This is a genomic window from Amycolatopsis sp. H20-H5, from assembly GCF_035828755.1.
In the GTDB taxonomy this organism is placed as follows: Bacteria; Actinomycetota; Actinomycetes; order Mycobacteriales; family Pseudonocardiaceae; genus Amycolatopsis.
Genome location: NZ_JAYMZS010000067.1, coordinates 19,731 through 39,811, shown reverse-complemented (window position 1 = coordinate 39,811; position 20,081 = coordinate 19,731). Strand labels below are relative to the sequence as shown.

Sequence of the window (20,081 nt, the reverse complement as noted above, 5' to 3'; positions counted from 1 at the left end):
GCTAGGAGTTGTCATGTCTGCAGAAGTTCTCTACGACGACGCTTCACGCGTCTACCCGGGCAACCCTGGCGTGCGCGCGGTCGACAAGCTCAGCCTGAGCGTGCCGGACGGCGAGTTCCTGGTGCTGGTCGGCCCGTCCGGTTCGGGCAAGTCGACGGCGTTGCGGATGCTCGCGGGCCTCGAAGACGTCAACGAAGGCGCGATCCACATCGGCAACCGGGACGTGTCGGACCTGCCGCCGAAGGACCGCGACATCGCGATGGTGTTCCAGTCCTACGCGCTGTACCCGCACATGACCGTGGCCGACAACATGGGCTTCGCGCTCAAGCTGCGCGGACTGTCCAAAGAGGATATCTCGGCCAAGGTCGGCGAGGCCGCCGCGTTGCTGGACTTGACGAAGTACCTCGACCGCAAGCCGAAGGCGCTCTCGGGCGGGCAGCGGCAGCGGGTGGCGATGGGCCGCGCGATCGTGCGTGAGCCCAGCGTGTTCCTGATGGACGAGCCACTGTCCAACCTGGACGCGAAGCTGCGGGTCGAGACCCGGGCGAACATCGCCGCGCTGCAGCGGCGGCTCGGCACGACGACCATCTACGTCACGCACGACCAGGTCGAGGCGATGACGATGGGCGACCGCGTGGCCGTGCTCAAGGACGGCGTGCTGCAGCAGTGCGACACACCGCGCGAGCTGTACGACCGGCCGGTGAACGCGTTCGTCGCCGGGTTCATCGGCTCGCCCGCGATGAACCTGGCCACGGCGCCGCTGGTCGACGGCGGCGTCAAGCTCGGCGGCGTCACCGTGCCGCTGGCGCGTTCCGTCGTCGACGCGGCGAGGGGGCTTTCGGAGGTCACGTTCGGCGTGCGGCCGGAGTCGCTGCGCCTGGTCGGCGAGTCCGAGGAGGGCTTCGACCTGGCGGTGGAGCTCGTCGAGGAACTCGGCGCGGACGCCTATCTGCACGGCCGCGTCGGCACTGACCGGTTCGTCGTGCGCGTCGACGGCCGGACCCCGCCGCGCATGGGCTCGACGGTCCGCGTCGCACTGCGCGGCGAGTCCGAGGTCCACGCGTTCCACCCCGAGACCACCCTGCGCCTCGGCTAGTTTTGCTTGCCTCTGAAGGCCACCATCACGGCGTTAGACGCCGTGATGGTGGCCTTCAGGGGCTTTCGGGGCCCGCTCAGCTCACTCGGCCAGCGAAAGTGCCTGGCTGGGACAGATGTGGACGGCCTGCCTGGCCTTCTCGACGAGTTCGCCCTCGGGCTCGGTGACCAGCACGATGACCGTGCCGTCGTCCTCGCTCTGGTCGAACACCTCGGGTTCGGTGAGCACGCACTGTCCGGCGCCGACGCACTTGCCGGTGTCCGCGATGATCTTCATGGTTATCTCCTACCAGGTGACCGGAAGCTCGTGCAGGCCGAAGATCGACGCGTCGTTCTTGAACGGCAGGTCGTCGACGGCCTTGGCGAGCCGGAGTCCGGGAATGCGACGGAACAGCGTGTCGTAGACGACCTGCAGTTCCATCCGTGCCAGGTTCTGGCCGAGGCACTGGTGTGCGCCGAAGCCGAAGGCGACATGGTGCCGCGCGCCGCGCTCGATGTCCAGCTCGTCCGGGTTCTCGAACGCTTCCGGGTCACGGTTCGCGGACGCGCCCAGCGCGAAGATCCCCTCGCCCGCCTTGATAGTCACGCCACCGATCTCGACGTCCTCCTTCGCCAGCCGCGCGGTCACGGTGTCGGTGATGGTGAAGTAGCGCAGCAGCTCCTCGACGGCTTCGAGGGTCTTGCCGGGATCGTTCGTGATCGTGGCGAGCTGGCCCGGGTTCTCCAGCAGCGCGAGGGTGCCGAGCGAGATCATGTTCGCGGTGGTCTCGTGCCCGGCGAGCAGTAGCAGGAACGCGAGGCCGACCAGCGCCTCGTGGTTGAACGTGCCGTCCTCGCGGGTCTTCACGATCTGACGGCCCAGCAGGTCGTCGGTCGATACGGCTTCTTTGGCGGTGACCAGGTCGTCGAGGTACTTGCGGAAGCTCTGGAACGACTCCTCCCGCTCAGCCGGGCCGACCGCCCTGCTGAGCATTTTCGACGTGCAGGACTGGAAGAAGTCATGGTCGGCGTAGGGCACTCCGAGCAGCTCGCAGATCACCAGTGACGGCACCGGCAGCGAGAACATCTCCACCAGGTCGACGGTGCCGCCGGCGGCCAGCATCGCGTCGATCCGCTCGTCGACGATCTCCTGGACGCGCGGGCGCAGCGCTTCCATCCGGCGCACGGTGAACTCGCCGACGACCGCGCGCCGGGCCGGGCCGTGCTCCGGCGCGTCCATGCCGAGCAGGGACGGAGTGAAGGGGTTGTCCTCCCTCCGCTGGATGCGTTCGACCAGCTGCGGGAAGACCGGGTTGGTGCGGTTGGCGCTGAACCGCTGGTCGTTGAGGACCGCGCGGACGTCCTCGTGCCGCGTCAGCACCCAGGCCTGTTCGCCGTTGGCGATGTCCACCTTGGCGGCCGGTGCGGTCTCGCGGAGCTGGGCGTACTCGGCTGGCGGCGCGAACGGGCACTTGCGGTCCATCGGCATCGTCAGTGCCGGTTGATCGAGCATTTCGGTCATGGGAGCTCCCCTTACCAGGTCACAGGCATGCGGTAGAGGCCGAAGATGGCCGAATCGTGCTTGAAGGGCAGGTCGTCGACGTCCACCGCGAGCTTGAGGCCGGGCAGCCTGCGGAACAGGGTGTCGAAGACGATCTGCAGTTCCATCCGGGCCAGGTTCTGGCCGAGGCACTGGTGCGCGCCGAAGCCGAAGGCGACGTGGTGGCGCGCGCCGCGGGCGATGTCGAACTCGTCCGGGTTGTCGAACGCTTCGGCGTCCCGGTTCGCCGCGTAGCCGAGGCCGAGGACCCCTTCACCGGCGCGGATCAGCTGGCCGCCGATCTCGGCGTCCTCGATCGCGACGCGGGAGGCCGCGAGGTCGGCGATGGTGAAGAAGCGCAGCAGCTCTTCGACGGCTTCGAGGGTCTTGCCGGGGTCGGCCTTGATCGCGGCGAGCTGCTCGGGGTTCTGGAGCAGGTTGAGCGTGCCGAGCGAGATCATGTTCGCGGTGGTCTCGTGCCCGGCGATGAGCAGCAGGAACGACAGCGAGACGAGCGATTCGTGGTCGTACGTGCCCTCTTCGCGGGTCTTGACGATCTGGCGGCCGATCAGGTCGTCGGTCGGCTCGGCCTCCTTGCCGGTGACCAGGTCGCTCAGGTACTGCTGCAGCTCGTCGACGGCGTGCAAGCGGTCTTCCGGGGCGGTGTCCCGGTTCAGCAACGCCGAGCTGTGGGCCTGGAAGAAGTCGTGGTCCGCGTAGGGCACCCCCAGCTGCTCGCAGATGACCAGCGACGGCACGGGCAGCGACAGCAGCTCGACCAGGTCGACAGTGCCACCGGCGGCGAGCATCGCGTCGATGCGCTCGTCGACGATCTCCTGGATGCGGGGCTGGAGCGCCTTCATCCGCTTGACCGTGAACTCACCGACCACCTCGCGACGGGCGGGACCGTGCTCGGGCGCGTCCATGCTGATCAGGGACGGCTTGAGCTTCCCGAACGGCCGTCCGCCCTTGACCAGCAATGGGAAACCCGGGTGCTGCCGGTCCGAGCTGAAGCGCGGGTCGGTGAGCATCTGGCGAATGTCGGCCAGCTTGGTGAGCACCCACGCGCTGGCGCCGGTGGGCAGCTCGACGCGGCTGATCGGGGTCTCTTCGCGGAGGGTCTTGTACTTCGGTGGTGGGGAGAACGGGCAGGTCCGCGTCATCGGGAAGGTGGTCACGCCAGGTTCGGCGACTTCAGTCATTTCGGGCCCCAATCCGGACAAAGCGTATGTGGACGATCAGATTCCGGTTCTCACTCCACCGTACTCAAGTGGAAGGTTTTCGTCCACGCGCGAAAGGGTGACGAACTGTGCAGGCCGGAGGTGGCCGGGTAACCATGCGAGAATCGGCGCGCCGGAGCTAGCGAGAGGCCAATGGCATGACAGCCGACCCTGAGACCACCCTGCGCGCCGACGCGCGTCGTAACAGGGAGCAGATCATCGCCGCGGCGCGTGTCATCTTCGTCGAGCAGGGCGCCGAGGTGCCCATGGAGGAGATCGCCCGCGCCGCCGGAGTCGGCGTCGGCACCCTCTACCGGCGGTTCCCGGACCGCGACGCGCTGATCCGCGCCGTCGCGGTGGACAATTTCGACCGTGTGCTGGTGGACGCGAAAGCGGCCGCCGACGAGGAGCCGACCTCGTGGGCCGCGCTGGTCCGGCTGATCCACCAGTCGGTCGAGCTGCAGCTGAGCGTCCAGTTGGCGATGGTGTCGGCCAGGGCGCTGACGATCCTCAAGGAGGACCCCGCCGTCGGCTCGTTGCGCGACGAGCTGCTTGAGGTGCTCGAGGTGCTCGTCCAGGGCGCGCAACGGGAGAAGATCCTGCGCGCCGACGTCGGCACCGGGGACGTCGCGATGCTCTTCGCCCTGCTGTTGCGTCAGCTGAGCGCGAAGACGCCGGAAGTGGCGAAGATGGCCACGGCGCGCTGCATCGGCATCATGATCGACGGCCTGCAGGCGCACCCCGGGACGCCGCTGCCGGGCAGGCCGATGCTGAACACCGACCTGAACCGCTGAGGCGGGCCGTTACCTGACCGGGTAACGGCCCACCTCAGCCAGGTTTTCAGACGCCGAGCGGATGCCAGACGGTCTTGGCCTCAAGGTAGCGCCGCAGCCGTGAGATGTCCGGGGCCTCGGTCCAGTCGGGTTCGGCTTCGGGCACGGTCAGGACGCGCTTGACCGTGCCTGCCGCGTCACGGGCCAGGTCGGCGCGGGCTTCGGGGTTCGCGCCGGTCGGGTCGATCGCGTTGACGTCACCGTGGGTGGCCAGCCAGCCGCCCAGCTCCCACGCCTGGCCGGTGAGGAGATTCGCCACCCCGCCCGGCAGGTCGGCGGTCGCGAGCACCTCGGACAGGGTGATCGCGGGCAGCGGCCGGTCGGCGCTGGACACGACGACGGCCGTCGAGCCCGTCGCGAGGACCGGCGCGAGCACGCTCACCAGGCCCAGCAGCGAGGACTGCTGGGGCGCGAGCACGCCGACGACCCCGGTCGGCTCCGGCACGGTGAACGAGAAGTACGGCCCGGACACCGGGTTCGTGCTGCCCAGCACGCTCGCGATCTTGTCCGTCCAGCCCGCGTACCAGACCCAGCGGTCGATCGAAGCGTCCACAAGGGACTGTGCCTTCCTGGCCGGCACGCCTTCGGAAGCGATTACCTCGGTGACGAACTGCTCGCGGCGGCCTTCGAGCATTTCGGCCACGCGGTACAGCACCTGCCCGCGGTTGTAGGCCGTCGCGGCCGACCAGCCGCCGAACGCCTTGCGTGCCGCGACGACCGCGTCCCGCACGTCCTTGCGGGACGCGTGGGAGGCGTTGGCCAGGAACTTGCCCTTGGCGTCGGTGACCGGGTAGACCCGGCCGGACTCGGAACGGGGGAACTTGCCGCCGAGGTAGAGCTTGTACGTCTTGGCGACGGCGATGCGGTTCTCAGACATTGAGGTAGGCCTCCAGCCCGGTGCGGCCGCCTTCGCGGCCGAAACCCGATTCCTGGTAGCCGCCGAACGGCGCGGCGGGGTCGAAGCGGTTGAACGTGTTGGCCCAGATGACGCCTGCCCGCAGCTGGTTCGCCAGCCAGAGGATGCGCGAGCCCTTCTCGGTCCAGATCCCGGCGGACAGGCCGTACGGGGTGTTGTTCGCCTTGGCGACGGCCTCGTCCGGGGTGCGGAAGGTCAGCACGGACAGCACCGGGCCGAAGATCTCCTCGCGGGCGATGCGCATCGACTGGTGCACGTCGGAGAACACCGTGGGGGCGAAGAAGAAACCCTTCTCCGGCACCGGGCACGGGCTGGTCCAGCGCTGCGCGCCCTCGGCGTCGCCGGTCTCGACGAGGCCCTTGATCTTCGCCAGCTGCTCGGCCGAGTTGATCGCGCCGATGTCGGTGTTCTTGTCCAGCGGGTCGCCGAGGCGCAGCGTGGAGACGCGGTACCGCAGCTTCTCCAGCACCTCTTCCGCGATGGACTCCTGGACCAGCAGCCGCGAACCCGCGCAGCAGACGTGACCCTGGTTGAAGAAGATGCCGTTGACGATGCCTTCGACGGCTTGGTCGAGCGGCGCGTCGTCGAACACGATGTTCGCGGCCTTGCCGCCGAGCTCCAGCGTCAGCTTCTTGGCCGTCCCGGCGACCTGGCGCTGGATCAGCTTGCCGACGTCGGTCGACCCGGTGAACGCGATCTTGTTGACGTCGCCGTGCCCGACCAGCGAAGCGCCGACGTCGCCCGCTCCTGGCAGGATGTTGACCACGCCCGGCGGCAGCTCCGCCTGCTGGCAGATCTCGGCGAAGACCAGCGCGGTGAGTGGGGTCGTCTCCGCGGGCTTGAGCACCACCGTGTTGCCGGTGGCCAGCGCGGGCGCGATTTTCCACGCCAGCATCAGCAGCGGGAAGTTCCACGGGATGATCTGGCCCGCGACGCCGAGGGGGCGGGGGTTCGGGCCGTACCCGGCGTAGTCGAGCTTGTCGGCCCAGCCCGCGTGATAGAAGAAATGCGCGGCGGCCGTCGGGATGTCGGAGTCGCGGGACTCCTTGATCGGCTTGCCGTTGTCGAGGCTTTCCAGCACCGCGAGCTCGCGGCCACGTTCCTGGATCAGCCGCGCGATGCGGAACAGGTACTTGGCGCGCTCGGCGCCGGGCATCTTCGACCAGACGGTGTCGTAGGCCTTGCGCGCGGCCTTGACCGCTGTGTCCACATCGGACACCGAGGCGGTGCCGACCTCGGCGAGCACCTCTTCGGTGGCCGGGTTCAGCGTCTTGAGCGGCTCACCGGACCCGTCGACGAACTTGCCGTTGATGAACGGCCGGTAGAACGGCTTGAGGTTCGCGATGGCGCGCGACTCCGGCGCCGGAGCGTATTCGAACAGAGGCATTTCTAGTCCGTATCTATCGGGTCAGTCGACTGTGACGTAGTCGGGGCCGCTGTAGTGGCCGTCGGCCTGAGTGCGGCGCTGCAGCACCAGGTCGTTGAGCAGGCTGGAGGCGCCGAACCGGAACAGGTGCGGCGTCAGCCACTGCCCGCCCGCGACCTCGTGCACCGCGACCAGGTACTTGATGGCGTCCTTCGTGGTCCGGATGCCGCCGGCGGGCTTGACCCCGCGCAGCTCGCCGGTCTGGTGGTGCCAGTCGTGGACGGCCTGCAGCATCACGTGGGTGACCGGCAGCGTCGCGGCGGGGGACACCTTGCCGGTGGACGTCTTGATGAAGTCGCCACCCGCCAGCAGTGCCAGCCAGGACGCGCGCCGCACGTTGTCGTACGTCGCGAGTTCGCCCGTCTCCAGGATGACCTTGAGGTGCGTTTCGCCACAGGCGGCCTTGATCGCCTGGATCTCCTCGAAGACCTGCGCGTAGCGCCCTTCGAGGAAGGCGCCGCGGTCGATCACCATGTCGATCTCGTCGGCTCCGGCGTCCACGGCGATCTTCACGTCGGCGAGCTTGATCTCGCGGCTGGTGCGCCCGGACGGGAAGCCGGTCGCCACGCTCGCCACGCTGATACCGGTGCCCTGGAGCGCTTCGACCGCCGTCGCCACCATGTCCGGATACACGCACACGGCCGCGACCTGGGGAGTGTCCGGGTGGTCGGGGTCGGGGCGCTTCGCCTTCGCGCAGAGCGCACGCACCTTCCCGTGGGTGTCGGCACCTTCGAGTGTGGTCAGGTCGACCATCGAGATGGCGGTGTCGATCGCCCAGAGCTTGGCGGCCTTCTTGATACTGCGGGTCCCGAGGCCCGCCGCGCGCTGCTCGACGCCGACCTGGTCGACGCCGGGCAGCCCGTGGAGGAACCGGCGCAGGCTCGCCTCGTCGCGAGTCACTTCTGTGATGGATGACGGGGTCGCCCTCGGCGGCGGGGTGGCCGTCACCTTCGGCGCGCTGGTCGTAGCTGTCATAGCGGTGAGTGTAGGCGGCGGTGCCGGATTAGCGAACGCACACGATCGGCGTCCACTGTCCGTGCGAGTCCGGTTTCAGCGGGTGGCAGCAAAGGTCCCTTGCTCACGCTCGGGGTAGCCGCCGGGGGCCAGGAACTCCAGGAGGTCGGCCGCCAGGGCGTCCTTCGTGGCGCCCGCCTCCAGCCAGGTGGTGACCGAGCCAGCTCCGTTCCCGAGACGAGGTTGGTCACGCCCTCCAGCCGCGCCTGTTGCGCGGGCGCCTGTGCCTGGACGAGGAAGAACATCCTGCCGTCCAGCGGGTCGACGGCGAGACGACGTTGCGCTCGCACCGGATGACGACCTCGAGCTCGTCGAGGCGGCTCGGCTCGGTCTCGGGTTCACTCATGGATGGTGAGCAGGCCGTCGGGGAGGCCCGCCAGCTGGACGTCGAGCCACATCGGGCGCCAGTCTTCGATCTCGTGGAAGCGCCGCAGCTCGACGAACCCGCTGAGCCAGCCCAGCCAAGAGTCGTACGAGGGGCGGCCGTCGTCGAAGCCGCTCTGGACGAAGGTGAGCCGGGTCTTGCCGTCCGACTCCGCCAGCTCCCAGGAGGCGGTCATCCCGTTGTCCCAGCCGAGCGACAGCTGGTGATCGGGTTCGAGTTCGAGGATCTTGGCCGGCGTCTCGTCCATGTCGAAGCCGCCCATGGCCCAGCGGCCGCCGACGTGCGGTTCCACCTCGATCCGCGCGCCGAACCACTGCGCGAACGCTTCGGGGTCGATGAGTGAGCTGTACACCGCTTCCGGGGTCGCGCCGATGATCAGCTGCTCGCGCGTCTCGGGTGTGGTGAAGTCGCATTTCAGGGTGGGTTCGCGGCCCTCGGCGTGCTCCGCCAGGTTCGCGATCGCCAGCGCCCAGAAGGTGTGCACCAAGCTGAGCGTGCCCACTCCGGCCACTGTTTCGGCGTAGCCGGGCAGTCCGGTTTGGGACAGGGTAAGGAAAGTGGCCGACGCCGACTCCTCGGCGAGGCGGATCTCGACGATCGTCTCCGTGTCGGCGAGGGTCCAGGCGAAGCGCAGCGTGTGGTCTTCGGCCTGGAGCAGGCGCTGCCGGGGCACGTCGCCCTCGGGCGTGTAGCGGCCCCAGAACTGATAGCGGGCGGGCAGGTCCACCTCGGCGTGCTCGGCCAGCCAGACCCGTAGCGCCGCGGGGTCGGTCAAGGCGTGCCAGACGTCGGCGATCGGTGCTCGCACGCGGACGCGGACGCTCATCGGCTCAGTCATCGGACTTCTCCTTCGGGTAGCAGGCGATGGCGAGCTTGAAGGCATCACCTTCGGCGCCGCCGTAACGGGTGAACAGGTCCTGCAACGTCTGCTTGAGGTCGGCCATGAACTCTTCGCGCAGCTCCGGCCGGACGTGGATCTCGCCGGAGACACCGAGCGACGGCAGCTCCGGTGCCGCCTTGTCGAGCACTGCCCTGTCCAGTGCCGCGACGTCCTGCTGGACCTCCTCCATCAGGTCCAGCAGGTAGCCGAGGCTCAGCTCGTCCCGGTGCTTGCGTGGGCCGATCCGGCCGACCAGGCGCGGGGACAGCCAGTACGAGCGGGCGCTGGCCTGGTAGACGCCTTCGTGGATGCCGCGCACCTTGCGCTCGGTCACCTGTGTCACGAAACCGGCGTCCGCCAGCCTTTTCACGTGGTAGTAGACCCGCTGGGGGGTCTGGTCGAGCCGGGCGGCGACCTCGGTGCAGGACCGGGGCTCGGCTAGCTGCCGCAGCACCTCGATGCGCTGCGGCTTGAGCAGGGTCTCGGCCAGTTCGATCTGGTCCAGGTACATGACGTCTCTCATCGCGAAAACCATCTTGAACATAAAAATAAGTTTTGTCAATGGGGCATGTTCGTGGCGGTCCGGCCTCGTGCTCGGATCAGGACTCGAGCTCGCCCTGGGCCCTCTTGCGCGGGCGGCGATAGACGGTGACGCCTGCCCAGAAGGCCAGGCCGGTGATCTTCACCGTGGGCGCGGTCGCCGGGGCGGGCGGCGCGCCGGAGCGGTCCTGGAGCTCGAACGCGCCCATGAACCCGATGCCGGTCACGTCGACGTTGATGTCGTCCGGCACGACGATGTCGATGCCGCCCATGATCGCGACGGCGGTGATCGTCGAGTTCTTCTCGGTGAACCGGGCCTGGCGGAGGTCGATCTCGACGCCGCCCCAGAAGGCGAAACTGTTGTGGTTGGGCGGAAGTACCCAGCTGCCCTTGCGAGTGGCGCCGGACATCACCGCGATCGACGAGGCCGAGCCGGGGTGCCCGCCGATCCGCTCGTCGGGAAATCCGAGCACCTGGCTGGACGCGGGCTGGAGCACGCCGGACGACGAGCCCGCGGGCAGCGGAAGGTCCGCGGTCACCGGCCTCAGCTCGCCGAGGGTCTTCGCCGCGTAGACGGTCGTGAGCCGCTCCTCGAGTTCGTCGACCGTGATGCGGCCTTCGGACAGGGCGGCGTGCAAGACCTGCGCGACCCGTTCGCGGTCACTGTCGGACGCGCGCATCTGGTCTGGACAGGGGAGGGTTGGCTCTTCGCTCACTCTGGCGAGCCTAGCCCTGCGGCGGTCCCTCGTGGTCCATCGTTCGGCGGACACGACGGCCTGGTTTTGTGATGATGTCGTGATGAAGTCATCGCTGGTGGGCGCGCTCGAGCTGCCGGACGGGGTCTCGCTGCGGGGCCGAGGCCTCGGTCGGCCCGCTCCGGGCGGCCCCAACCCGGAATTCGGGCTGTACCTGGGCGGCGCGAAGCTGCGCCGGAAGTACGACGGCGACCTCGCCTGGGAGCACGGGTGGGTCCGCTGGCCCGACTTCCTGCTCCCGCTGGACTGGGCGGGCGCGCACCGCGACATCGTGGCGCTGCACGCGCGGGCGCGGGACGGCCACGACGTCGAAGTCGCCTGCTACGGCGGAGTCGGCCGGACCGGCACCGTGCTTTCCTGCCTGGCGACGCTGTCCGGGCTCACCGCCGACGAAGCCATTGCCTGGACACGGGAACACCACCACGAGCGAGCCGTCGAGACCCCGTGGCAACGCCGCTGGGTCGCCTGGTTCGCGCGGCGGTCCCGCTGAGGAGGGCGTCTCCGGCCGGGCTTTTGGTTCTGGCGCTGGCTGGTCAGGTTTTGGTCCGTTGGAAGGTGATGCCGTGGTTGGGGGTCGGGTAGGCGGCGAGTGTGCGCAGGCTTCAGGGGGTGAAGGGCTGATCCAGTGTCTCCAACCCGGCCAACGTTCAAGGACACAGCACCAGTGCTGGAAAAAAAGGTCGCGGTTCTTGCCTGACTAGTGGCGATTCGAACATTTGTTCGGGTAAAATAGGGATATGACCCACACATCTCCTCGTGTCAATCACGTCGCCGCCGCCGGTGAGATCCAGGCCGCGATCTCACGACTGCAAGCCGACAAGGTCACCTCCATCGCCCTCGCCGCGGCCGGTGACGGATCCCGGCGATCCGTCACCGCCGACCTCGCCCTCGAGCTGTCCATCTCTCTCTATCAAGCCGGAGCCGAGATCTCCCAGGCCATCGCGCTGACCACCCGGTTGCCAGGCGCCTTCGCCGCTCTGCGACGCGGGGACATTGACCTCTACAAAGCGTCCAAAGTGGTGGATCCGACCTCGATCCTGTCCGACGATCTCGCTCGGCGCGTCGACGAGATCATGGCCACTCGCCTGGCAGGTAAAGACCCCAGCTCGATTCGCGCCGCGGTGAACCGGGTGATCCAGCAGCTCGATCCTGAGGGGTACCGGGAAAGATCGCGGGCTCGAAGACGGGAACGACACATCGCATTGACCCACCAGGACCACACGATGGCCACGCTCACCGCGGATCTGCCGGTGGAGAAGGCCAGTGCTGTCTACACTTCTGTGGATCGCGCCGCCCGCGCGTTGCGCCGGATCGACAAGACCCGCACCCTCGACCAGTTGCGCGCCGACGTGTTCGCTGACCGGCTCTTGTCCGATCGCGACGGTGACTCCTCGGTGAAGGCCGATATCCATGTCTACGTGGATCTGCTGACCCTTGCCGGGGTGAAGGAAGATCCCGCTGAGCTGGCCGGGTATGGTGCGATTCCCGCGTGGCTGGCCCGCGACATCGCCACCTCAACCGGCTCGACCTGGAATCGGTTGATCACTGATCCCGATACCGGGCAACTGTTGAGCGTCGGCCGTGACAAATACCGGCCTCCGGCAAACCTCGCCGCGTTCATCCGGGTCCGTGATCGAGAGTGCCGCACCAATGGCTGCCACCGCCCGTCGCACTTCTGCGACCTCGACCACGCGATCTCCCGCGCCGCGGGCGGAGAAACCGCAGACACCAACCTCACCGGCGAATGCCGGAGTCATAACCTCGTCAAGGAAGAACCCGGCTGGACCTATGACATGACCCCGGACGGCACGTTGACGATCACCACGCCCTCCGGCGGGGTCCACGTAAGCCCACCTCCGGTGCTCCACGAACCCCGGACGGAGCCGCCGCCCTTTTGAACACGCCTGCCAGCCAACACGAAACTCCGCTGTGCGGCCGTGTTCGCCGCCGGGAGTCGCCGCCGCCACCCCGGTACCGGCGCCGCGCTGTGGCCAGGCAACGGGCCCGATCGCCCGGCCCGATCCCGCCAAGCTGGGCGCAGGGTGGCGCGATGGTGCTGTTCGCGTTGCGGCAGGAGGTCGGCGCGCAGACGTTCGAGCGCGTGCGGGTCGCCGAGCACCACGATTCCCTCGGCGACACCGAACAGTACGTTGCCCCGGCGTCCCGGGCCGCGACCTCGCCGCGTTCTTCGGGGCACCCGGACGGGAAGCCAGCCCCGGCCGCCTGAGCTGGGGCATTTACAGTGGTGGGGTAGCAACGTAGGCATCGGCGATGGAATGGCAGTGGCATGACGGCGTGTGAAGGACCCCAGGTCGAGGAGCTCGTCGAAGTCGACGCGGCGGACATGGAGGTCTGCCTCCGGGTGCTGGCCCAGGTCGACAAGCTGCCCGTCGAGCATCCGTACGCCGTCCAGGTCCGCCGGGCGACGGCCAGGATCTTCAAGTCCGTGAAGCAGCGAAGGCGCGTCGAGAAGCGTGAGTCCGTCCTCGCGGCCGACAGGGCGGTGACGGCCGCCACCGCGACGGGCTCCCCGCAGCGGATCGACGACGAGACCCAGGGCATCCCGCTCGTTTCGAATGCCGAAGGCGCCACCGCGGGGACGTTGATCCAGTCCCGCGCCTGCTACATCTGCAAGCAGCGGTACCACCTGGTCGACGCCTTCTACCACCAGCTCTGCCCCGACTGCGCGAAGCTCAACCACGCGCGCCGCGACGCCAGGACCGACCTCACCGGCAAACGGGCGCTGCTCACCGGCGGCCGGGCGAAGATCGGCATGTACATCGCGCTGCGGCTGCTGCGGGACGGCGCGCACACGACGATCACCACCCGCTTCCCGAACGACGCGATCCGCCGGTTCGCCTCGATGCCGGACAGCGCGGAGTGGCTGGACAGGCTGCGCATCATCGGGATCGACCTGCGCGACCCGGCGCAGGTCGTCGGCCTCGCGGACACCGTGAGCGCGCAGGGCCACCTCGACATCCTGATCAACAACGCCGCCCAGACCGTCCGGCGCTCACCCGGCTCCTACGCGCTGCTTGCCGAGGCCGAGTCGGCGCCGCTGCCCGCCGGGCCGCTGCCGGAGATGATCACCTTCGACCACATCAGCGACGCGCATCCGGCGGCGTTGACCAGTTCGCTGTCCGAGCACCAGCTGCCGCACCAGGCGAGCGAGCTCACCGCGCTGGCGCTCACGGCCGGTTCGGCGACGCTGGAGCGGATCACCGCCGAGACCGCCATCGACGCCGGTGGCCTCGTGCCCGACCTGCACTCGTCGAACAGCTGGGTCCAGCGCGTCGAGGAGGTCGACGCGACCGAGCTGCTGGAAGTGCAGCTGTGCAACATGACCGCGCCGTTCATCCTGGTCAGCAGGCTGCGTCCGGCGATGGTCGCGTCGAAGGCGCGGCGGAAGTACATCGTCAACGTGTCGGCGATGGAGGGCCAGTTCGGCCGCGGCTACAAGGGCCCCGGCCACCCGCACACGAACATGGCGAAGGCCGCGCTGAACATGCTGACCCGCACCAGCGCGCAGGAGATGCTGGAGACCGACGGCATCCTGATGACCAGCGTCGACACCGGCTGGATCACCGACGAGCGCCCGCACCCGACCAAGATGCGGCTGGCGGACGAGGGTTTCCACGCGCCGCTCGACCTGGTCGACGGCGCGGCGCGCGTGTACGACCCCATCGTCCGCGGCGAGCTGGGCGAGGACATCCACGGGCGCTTCATGAAGGACTACGCGCCCGCCGACTGGTAGGACTCCACGAAAGCCGACCACGCGGGGCCGGACCACGCCAGGGTGCCCCCGTCGCGGTCCTTGGTGTCGCGGACGCCGACGACGGGTGCGGTGAGCGCGATCTCCACACAGTTCGCGTCGTCGGAGCTGTGACTGCTCTTGCGCCAGGCGCCTACCTCGACGCAGTTCGCGTCGCTGCTGCTGTAACTGCTCTTGCGCCAAGCGGCTTGGGAGAAGTCGTGGGCGATCATGGTTCGCGCTCCTCGCGTGTCGTCAGGTCGCCGAGCACGTCGGCAATCAGCCGGGCCGATTCGTCGGGTGACAGTGCAATGGCACGAATACCCAGCCAAGCGACCCTAACACGATCAATGTGGGCCTCTTCCTCAAGAAAACTGCTCGTACCTCGGCTGTCCATGTACGCGACAGGTGGTTCGGCAGCGAAGTCGAGGATTACAAACGGTCCTTCCAGTCCGGGGTTCGCAGCAGCTGTGAACGGCACGATCTGGACGACAACATTCGAGCGTTTGCCTACTGCCAGTAGCCGCCGAAGTTGGTCTTCCATGATGCGTGGATCGCACACTGGGCGGCGCAACACGCTCTCGTCGAGCATGAGATGCACGTTCGGAGCAGTTCGCCTGCCGAGGATCACCTGTCGCGTCATGCGCACGGTGACCAGTGACTCTACGTCCATTTCAGAAAGCTTCGGGTTCGCGCCTCGCATGATTGCGCGGGAGTACTCGGGGATCTGGGCCAGCCCAGGAATAAGCATCGGCTCGTAGTTGCGGATGGCCACGGCTTCCTTCTCGAACCGTATGAGCTCCTTCCAGTTCGTCGGGAGTTTGCCGTGGATCTCGTGCCAGTTTTTCTCCTCGCCCGCCCGGAGCAGCCCCAGCAACTCGTGCCGGTGCACGGCCGGGACCCGCAGGAAACCCAGCACCGCCGCGACGTCGTCCGCGTAGAGGCCGCGTTCGCCGGTCTCCATGCGGCTGATCTTCGTCTCCGAGCAGTCCAGGGCCTCTGCGACGTCCTTGCAGCTCATGCCCCTCGCGAGCCGCCAGGATCGCAGGTCCGCCGACACCCGTCGCTGGCGGACCGAGATCCCTTTGCGCTTCACCATTGCGCTCCCCTTTCACCTGCGCACACCCTCCGGTCGTGCCAGGTGGTCAGGAAAGGGCGCTCACCTGAAGGAAGGTTTGCGTGACCGCATGGCAGCCCCCGACGCTGACGCGATGATTCCTTGGTACCGAAGGAGAAAACGGATGAAGCAGAGCTGGACCGTCAGCGGAACCTATGCGAACTGGACCATGACGGTGGATATTTCACCCACCGGGGACCGCGGCGATTTCGCCGTGCCGGACTGGCCGGGGGAGAAGCTGGGCCCGGTCGTCGGGCACTTCTTCGAGGCGGTCAACTTCTACGAGGTCAGCCGCGACGCCCAGGAGGTCTACGGGTTAGGTTAGGCGGTATGGACGTGCACGTCGTTGATCATCCGCTGGCCAAGGCCCGGCTCTCCACCATGCGTGACGCGCGCACGGACAGCGCCGCCTTCCGCGCCGCGCTGCACGAGTTGACCGTCATGCTCGTGTACGAAGCCATGCGTGCGGCGCCCGTGCGCACCGAGCGGATCCACACGCCGGTCGCGCGCACCGAGGGTTACCGGCTGGCCAGTCCGCCGCTGCTGGTGCCGGTCCTGCGGGCCGGGCTCGGCATGGCCGACGAGGCGCACCGGCTGATCCCGGACGCGCAGATGGGCTTCGTCGGGCTCGCGCGCGACGAGGCGACGCTCAAGCCGACGCCGTACCTCGAATCGCTGCCCGAGTCGCTCGCCGACCGGCCGGTGCTGGTGCTCGACCCGATGCTCGCGACCGGCGGCTCGATGGAGTACACGATCCGGCTGCTGACCGATCGCGGCGCCACCGACGTGACGGCGATCTGCGCGCTGGCCGCGCCCGAGGGCATCGCGCACCTGGAGAAGACCGGGCTGCCGGTGCGGATCGTCACCGCGAGTATCGACGAGCGGCTCAACGATTCCGGGTTCATCGTGCCCGGTCTCGGCGACGCGGGTGACCGGCAGTACGGCGCCGTCTGAACCGGTCGAAATCACCACCGTTTCCGCTGACGATCTTCGCTAGGGTCTGGGGCATGCTGCTGCTGAAGGCGACCCCGGACGGTGCGGAATGACGGAAACTCCAGTGGTGAACCACGAGGTGCCCGGCGGCGGCGCCTGGTCCGTGCGGGTGCGGGCGGGCCGGGAGCTGCGGCTGACCGCGCTGGGGGACGGTGCGAACTGTTCGACGCTGATCTTCGCCGACCGCCACCCGGTGGACCGGCTGAACATCCCGGACACGCTCAAGGCACAGATGAGTGCCCGCGTGCACCCGCCGATGGTGCTGATGTCGGACCTCGGCGCGGCGCTGTGCTCGGTCACGGGCTCGTCGCTGGACTGGCACGACTGCCTGTGCGGCCATTCGGTCGACGCGCAGGTCGCGCGGTTCGGCCCGTCGAGCTACTCCAGCGACCGCAACGGCTGGCGGCACTCCGCGCGGTCCGGGCTGCTCAGCGAGCTGCGCAAGCACGGCCGGGGCGCGGCGGATCTGCACGGGTGCGTCAACTTTTTCGCCAAGGTAGCCACTTCCACCGACCAGGTGGGTTCGCTGACCTTCGTTCCGGAGTACGCGAAGACGGGTGACTGGGTGACGCTGCGAGCCGAACTGGACGTGCTGGTCGTGCTCTCGACCGCGCCACATCCGCTGGACACCCGCTGGGCGCCGCAGGGGGTGCGCGCCGAGGTCGGCCCGGCCGAGGCGCCCGGCCCGGACGACTCATCGTGGACTTTCCGGCCGGAGAGCGCGCGGGCGCTGCAGGCCGCGCGGGAGGTGCTCGCATGAGCGAGACGACTTCGCCCCTCGTGGCCGGGGTACTCGACCCGGCCAGCGCGGCACTGGACGTGACGGTCGCCGACGGCGACGGGTTCGTCGGCACGGTGCCCGCCGGTGGTTCGCTGCGCATCGTCGACCTGCACGGCAACCAGGCCGTGGACACGTTGTTCTTCGACGCCGCGGACCTGGACAACCGGTACAGCCCGATGGACACGGTCCGTGCACAGGGCGCCGCGTACTTGGGGACCGGCTCGCAGTTGCTTTCGGTGAACCTCGACGTGCTGGCCACCGTCACCGCCGACACCTGCGGACGGCACGACACCGTGGCCGGGGCGTGCGCGCAGGAGTCCAACGTGGTGCGGTACGGCGAGCACACGCGGCACCAGCACGCCTGCCGCGAGACCTTCCTGCGCTACGGCGCGCGGGCGGGCATCGACGCCCGGCGGCTCGGGCACAACATCAACTTCTTCATGAACGTGCCGCTGACCGCGGAGGGCGACCTGACCTTCGCCGACGGGCTTTCGGCGCCGGGCAAGCATGTCGAGGTCCGCGCCGAGCGGGACATCGTCGTGCTGATCAGCGTCTGCCCGCAGCTCAACAACCCTTGCAACGGCTGGAATCCCACGCCGATCCGGCTGCTGGGCTGGTGGCCGGTATGACCTCGGGCACCGCGCTGCTGGCTGGCACCGTCAGCGTGCTGAGACCGGGAATGCAGACCACCGTGCAGGATCTGGCCGGGCGTGGCGGGATGTGGGACGTCGGGGTGCCGCCGTCGGGCGCCTGGGACGACCTGTCCTTCGCGCTGGCCAACCTCGCGGTCGGCAACCCGCCGGGCGCGGCCGGGCTCGAAGCGGTGATGACCGGGCCGGTGCTGCGGTTCGCCCGGCGCACCACCGTTTGCCTGACCGGCGCGGCGAGCGCCGCCACGCTCGACGGGCGGCCGTTGCGCCTCGGCGTGGTGACGACGGTCGCCGCCGGGTCCACAGTGGACATAGGTCCGTGCGCGGGCCCCGGGATGCGCGCGTACCTCGCGGTCGGCGGGGGCGTCCGGGTGCCGGAGGTGTTCGGCAGCCGGGCCACGTTCCTGCTCGGCGGGTTCGGCGGCCTCGGCGGCCGCGCGCTGGCCGAGGGTGACGAGCTGCCGGTCGGGCGGGCGGAGAACCTGGCCGCGCCCCTCGACGTCGCCCCGTTGCTGCCGCCGCTGGGACCCGAGTGGACGGTGCGGGTGCTGGCCGGGCCGCACGGCGCGCCCGAGCACCTGACCGAGGCCGGGGTCGGGGAGCTGCTGGCCGCGGCCTGGACCGTCGACCACCGCGCCGATCGCACCGGCGTGCGGCTGACCGGGCCCGCGCCCCGATGGGCGAGGGTGGACGGCGGTGAGGCCGGGCTGCACCCGTCCAACATCCATGACAGCGCTTACCCGGTCGGCGGCATCATGCTGGCCGGGGACACCCCGGTGATCGTCGGGCCGGACGGGCCGAGCCTCGGCGGGTTCGTGGTGCCGTTCACCGTCGTCCGCGCGGACCGGTGGAAACTCGCGCAGGCGCGCCCCGGCGACCGGATGCGCCTGGAGCTGGTGAGCCCGGCGGAAGCGGGCGCGCTCAACGCCGCGCGGGCCGCGCTGCTGGCCGACCCGCGTGCCGCGGTGGCCGCCGAGTTCGAGCGCACGCTCGACGGCGAGCGTGCGCCGGTACTCGTGCCAGTGCCAGTGCCAGTGCCAGTGCCGGTGTCGCCGGACGGGCACGGCACCCTCGCGGAACTCCCGGCGACCGGGTATCGCCCCGCGCTGGCGTTGCGCCGGGCCGGTGATCACCACCTGCTGGCCGAGGCCGGGCCCGCGGTGCTCGACCTGCACGTGCGGCTGTGGATCCACCTGCTGGCCGAAGCGCTGCGCGGGTCCGGGACCGCCGGGGTCCGGGAGATCGTCGAAGGCGTCCGGTCGCTGCTGGTGCAGGTCGACGAGGAGCTGCTGCCGCTGAGCACGCTGGCCGGGTTGCTGGCGGAACTCGCCGAGTCCGTGCCGGACCCGGCGGCGGTCACCCTGGACGTGCGCGAGGTGACGCTACCGATCGCGTTCGACCACCCGGCCGCGCACGAGGCGATGGCGCGGTACGCGCGTTCGGTGCGCCCGGACGCGCCGTGGTGCCCGGACAACGTGGAGTTCATCCGGCGGATCAACGACCTGCCGGAGCGCGCGGACGTTTTCCGGATCGTGCGGGAGGCGACGTACCTGGTCGTCGGGCTCGGTGACGTCTACCTCGGCGCCCCGGTCGCGCTGCCGATCGACCCGCGCCACCGGCTGGTGACGACCAAGTACGACCCGGCGCGCACCTGGACGCCGCAGAACGCGGTCGGCATCGGCGGGGTCTACCTGTGCGTGTACGGAATGGAGGGTCCCGGCGGCTACCAGCTCGTCGGGCGGACCGTGCCGGTGTGGCGGCACGTGCCGGGGTCGGCGGAGCCGCCATGGCTGCTGCGTCACTTCGACCGGCTGCGGTTCCGGCCGGTCGACGCGGCCGAGCTCGCCGATCTGCGTGCTGACGTAAAGGCGGGCCGATCGGCCTTGGAAACCAGGGCGGCGAAGTTCAGCCTGTCCGAAGTGGACGATCTGGAAGCCCAGCACCGCGCCGAGATAGCCGAGTTCCGGGAGCGCAGGCAGGCCGCATTCGTCGCGGAGCGGCTGAGGTGGGAGACCTGACGAAAAGCGGGGATCGGCCGCCGCCGAGGCTACTGGTCGGTGACAATTTCGTGAACACCGCGGTCGGCTCGTGCCACGAGACCGGTCATGGCCAACGATCTTGGAGTAACGCGTGTACCGCTGACCGGTCTAACCGATCGTCACTCCTCCGAGCGTATTAGAGAGGGCGTTGTAGAGGTCTTGTGCTA

22 protein-coding genes are annotated in these 20,081 nt (G+C 69.1%); 11 read left to right on the top strand and 11 right to left on the bottom strand.

Annotated features, from left to right (window positions below; translation table 11 throughout):
- Window positions 1–13 precede the first annotated feature (13 nt).
- On the top strand, window positions 14–1,096 hold the full coding sequence (locus tag QMK34_RS29870; protein WP_326417847.1) for an ABC transporter ATP-binding protein: 1,083 nt from the start codon (window positions 14–16) through the stop codon (window positions 1,094–1,096).
- 81 nt (window positions 1,097–1,177) lie between these two features.
- Here QMK34_RS29870 and QMK34_RS29865 read toward each other — a convergent pair whose 3' ends face one another.
- From QMK34_RS29865 to QMK34_RS29855, 3 genes are read right to left on the bottom strand one after another with little or no spacing between them, the layout of a single operon-like run.
- A complete protein-coding gene (locus QMK34_RS29865) occupies window positions 1,178–1,372 on the bottom strand; it encodes a ferredoxin (RefSeq protein ID WP_326417846.1) in 195 nt (64 codons plus the stop codon).
- Window positions 1,373–1,381: 9 nt separating this feature from the next.
- Complete coding sequence (locus QMK34_RS29860; RefSeq protein ID WP_326417845.1) at window positions 1,382–2,596, bottom strand: cytochrome P450; 1,215 nt, start codon at window positions 2,594–2,596, stop codon at window positions 1,382–1,384.
- Window positions 2,597–2,607: 11 nt separating this feature from the next.
- A complete protein-coding gene (locus QMK34_RS29855) occupies window positions 2,608–3,816 on the bottom strand; it encodes a cytochrome P450 (RefSeq protein ID WP_326417844.1) in 1,209 nt (402 codons plus the stop codon).
- 176 nt (window positions 3,817–3,992) lie between these two features.
- Here QMK34_RS29855 and QMK34_RS29850 point away from each other — a divergent pair, with 176 nt between their 5' ends.
- Window positions 3,993–4,628: a TetR/AcrR family transcriptional regulator gene (locus QMK34_RS29850; RefSeq protein ID WP_326417843.1), complete on the top strand. Its 636-nt coding sequence runs from the start codon at window positions 3,993–3,995 to the stop codon at window positions 4,626–4,628.
- A gap of 46 nt (window positions 4,629–4,674) precedes the next feature.
- Here QMK34_RS29850 and QMK34_RS29845 read toward each other — a convergent pair whose 3' ends face one another.
- The 6 genes from QMK34_RS29845 to QMK34_RS29820 form a co-directional block, all read right to left on the bottom strand.
- The gene (locus tag QMK34_RS29845; protein WP_326417841.1) at window positions 4,675–5,544 is read right to left on the bottom strand and encodes an aldehyde dehydrogenase family protein; all 870 of its coding nucleotides are present in this window, start codon (window positions 5,542–5,544) and stop codon (window positions 4,675–4,677) included.
- Window positions 5,537–6,970 carry an aldehyde dehydrogenase family protein gene (locus tag QMK34_RS29840; RefSeq protein WP_326417839.1) on the bottom strand — a complete coding sequence of 478 codons (1,434 nt, stop codon included), beginning with the start codon at window positions 6,968–6,970 and terminating at the stop codon, window positions 5,537–5,539. Before QMK34_RS29840 ends, QMK34_RS29845 begins: the two co-directional genes overlap by 8 nt.
- Before the next feature lie 21 nt (window positions 6,971–6,991).
- Window positions 6,992–7,984 carry a deoxyribose-phosphate aldolase gene (gene deoC, locus QMK34_RS29835; RefSeq protein WP_326417838.1) on the bottom strand — a complete coding sequence of 331 codons (993 nt, stop codon included), beginning with the start codon at window positions 7,982–7,984 and terminating at the stop codon, window positions 6,992–6,994.
- 377 nt (window positions 7,985–8,361) lie between these two features.
- Window positions 8,362–9,246 (bottom strand): SRPBCC family protein, encoded by an 885-nt coding sequence (locus tag QMK34_RS29830; RefSeq protein WP_326417837.1) that lies wholly within the window; start codon window positions 9,244–9,246, stop codon window positions 8,362–8,364.
- Window positions 9,239–9,811, bottom strand: coding sequence for a helix-turn-helix domain-containing protein (locus tag QMK34_RS29825; RefSeq protein ID WP_326417836.1), 573 nt, complete (start codon window positions 9,809–9,811; stop codon window positions 9,239–9,241). Before QMK34_RS29825 ends, QMK34_RS29830 begins: the two co-directional genes overlap by 8 nt.
- A gap of 76 nt (window positions 9,812–9,887) precedes the next feature.
- Window positions 9,888–10,508 carry a DUF1707 SHOCT-like domain-containing protein gene (locus QMK34_RS29820; protein WP_326417857.1) on the bottom strand — a complete coding sequence of 207 codons (621 nt, stop codon included), beginning with the start codon at window positions 10,506–10,508 and terminating at the stop codon, window positions 9,888–9,890.
- 118 nt (window positions 10,509–10,626) lie between these two features.
- Between QMK34_RS29820 and QMK34_RS29815 the strand changes: the two genes are divergently transcribed.
- The 4 genes from QMK34_RS29815 (at window position 10,627) to QMK34_RS29800 (ending at window position 14,337) form a co-directional block, all read left to right on the top strand.
- Entirely contained in the window at window positions 10,627–11,073 is a 447-nt protein-coding gene (locus QMK34_RS29815; RefSeq protein WP_326417835.1) for a protein-tyrosine phosphatase family protein, read from the top strand.
- A gap of 247 nt (window positions 11,074–11,320) precedes the next feature.
- Entirely contained in the window at window positions 11,321–12,481 is a 1,161-nt protein-coding gene (locus QMK34_RS29810; RefSeq protein ID WP_326417834.1) for an HNH endonuclease, read from the top strand.
- Window positions 12,482–12,633: 152 nt separating this feature from the next.
- Window positions 12,634–12,810: a hypothetical protein gene (locus QMK34_RS29805; protein WP_326417833.1), complete on the top strand. Its 177-nt coding sequence runs from the start codon at window positions 12,634–12,636 to the stop codon at window positions 12,808–12,810.
- 60 nt (window positions 12,811–12,870) lie between these two features.
- Entirely contained in the window at window positions 12,871–14,337 is a 1,467-nt protein-coding gene (locus QMK34_RS29800) for an SDR family NAD(P)-dependent oxidoreductase (RefSeq protein WP_326417832.1), read from the top strand.
- Here QMK34_RS29800 and QMK34_RS29795 read toward each other — a convergent pair.
- On the bottom strand, window positions 14,316–14,567 hold the full coding sequence (locus QMK34_RS29795) for a DUF397 domain-containing protein (RefSeq protein ID WP_326417831.1): 252 nt from the start codon (window positions 14,565–14,567) through the stop codon (window positions 14,316–14,318). The two genes, QMK34_RS29800 and QMK34_RS29795, sit on opposite strands and share 22 nt — an antisense overlap.
- A complete protein-coding gene (locus QMK34_RS29790; protein WP_326417830.1) occupies window positions 14,564–15,433 on the bottom strand; it encodes a helix-turn-helix domain-containing protein in 870 nt (289 codons plus the stop codon). The genes QMK34_RS29795 and QMK34_RS29790 overlap by 4 nt, the downstream gene beginning before the upstream one ends.
- A gap of 142 nt (window positions 15,434–15,575) precedes the next feature.
- On the opposite strand from QMK34_RS29790, the gene QMK34_RS29785 reads away from it, so the two are divergent.
- From QMK34_RS29785 to QMK34_RS29765, 5 genes are all read left to right on the top strand, one after another.
- Window positions 15,576–15,776 carry a hypothetical protein gene (locus QMK34_RS29785; RefSeq protein ID WP_326417829.1) on the top strand — a complete coding sequence of 67 codons (201 nt, stop codon included), beginning with the start codon at window positions 15,576–15,578 and terminating at the stop codon, window positions 15,774–15,776.
- A 5-nt stretch (window positions 15,777–15,781) separates the two neighbouring features.
- Window positions 15,782–16,405 (top strand): uracil phosphoribosyltransferase, encoded by a 624-nt coding sequence (upp, locus tag QMK34_RS29780; protein ID WP_326417827.1) that lies wholly within the window; start codon window positions 15,782–15,784, stop codon window positions 16,403–16,405.
- 88 nt (window positions 16,406–16,493) lie between these two features.
- Complete coding sequence (locus QMK34_RS29775) at window positions 16,494–17,204, top strand: urea amidolyase associated protein UAAP1 (RefSeq protein WP_326417826.1); 711 nt, start codon at window positions 16,494–16,496, stop codon at window positions 17,202–17,204.
- A complete protein-coding gene (locus QMK34_RS29770; protein ID WP_326417825.1) occupies window positions 17,201–17,854 on the top strand; it encodes a DUF1989 domain-containing protein in 654 nt (217 codons plus the stop codon). The genes QMK34_RS29775 and QMK34_RS29770 overlap by 4 nt, the downstream gene beginning before the upstream one ends.
- Entirely contained in the window at window positions 17,851–19,893 is a 2,043-nt protein-coding gene (locus tag QMK34_RS29765) for a 5-oxoprolinase/urea amidolyase family protein (protein WP_326417824.1), read from the top strand. Before QMK34_RS29770 ends, QMK34_RS29765 begins: the two co-directional genes overlap by 4 nt.
- Window positions 19,894–20,081 lie beyond the last annotated feature (188 nt).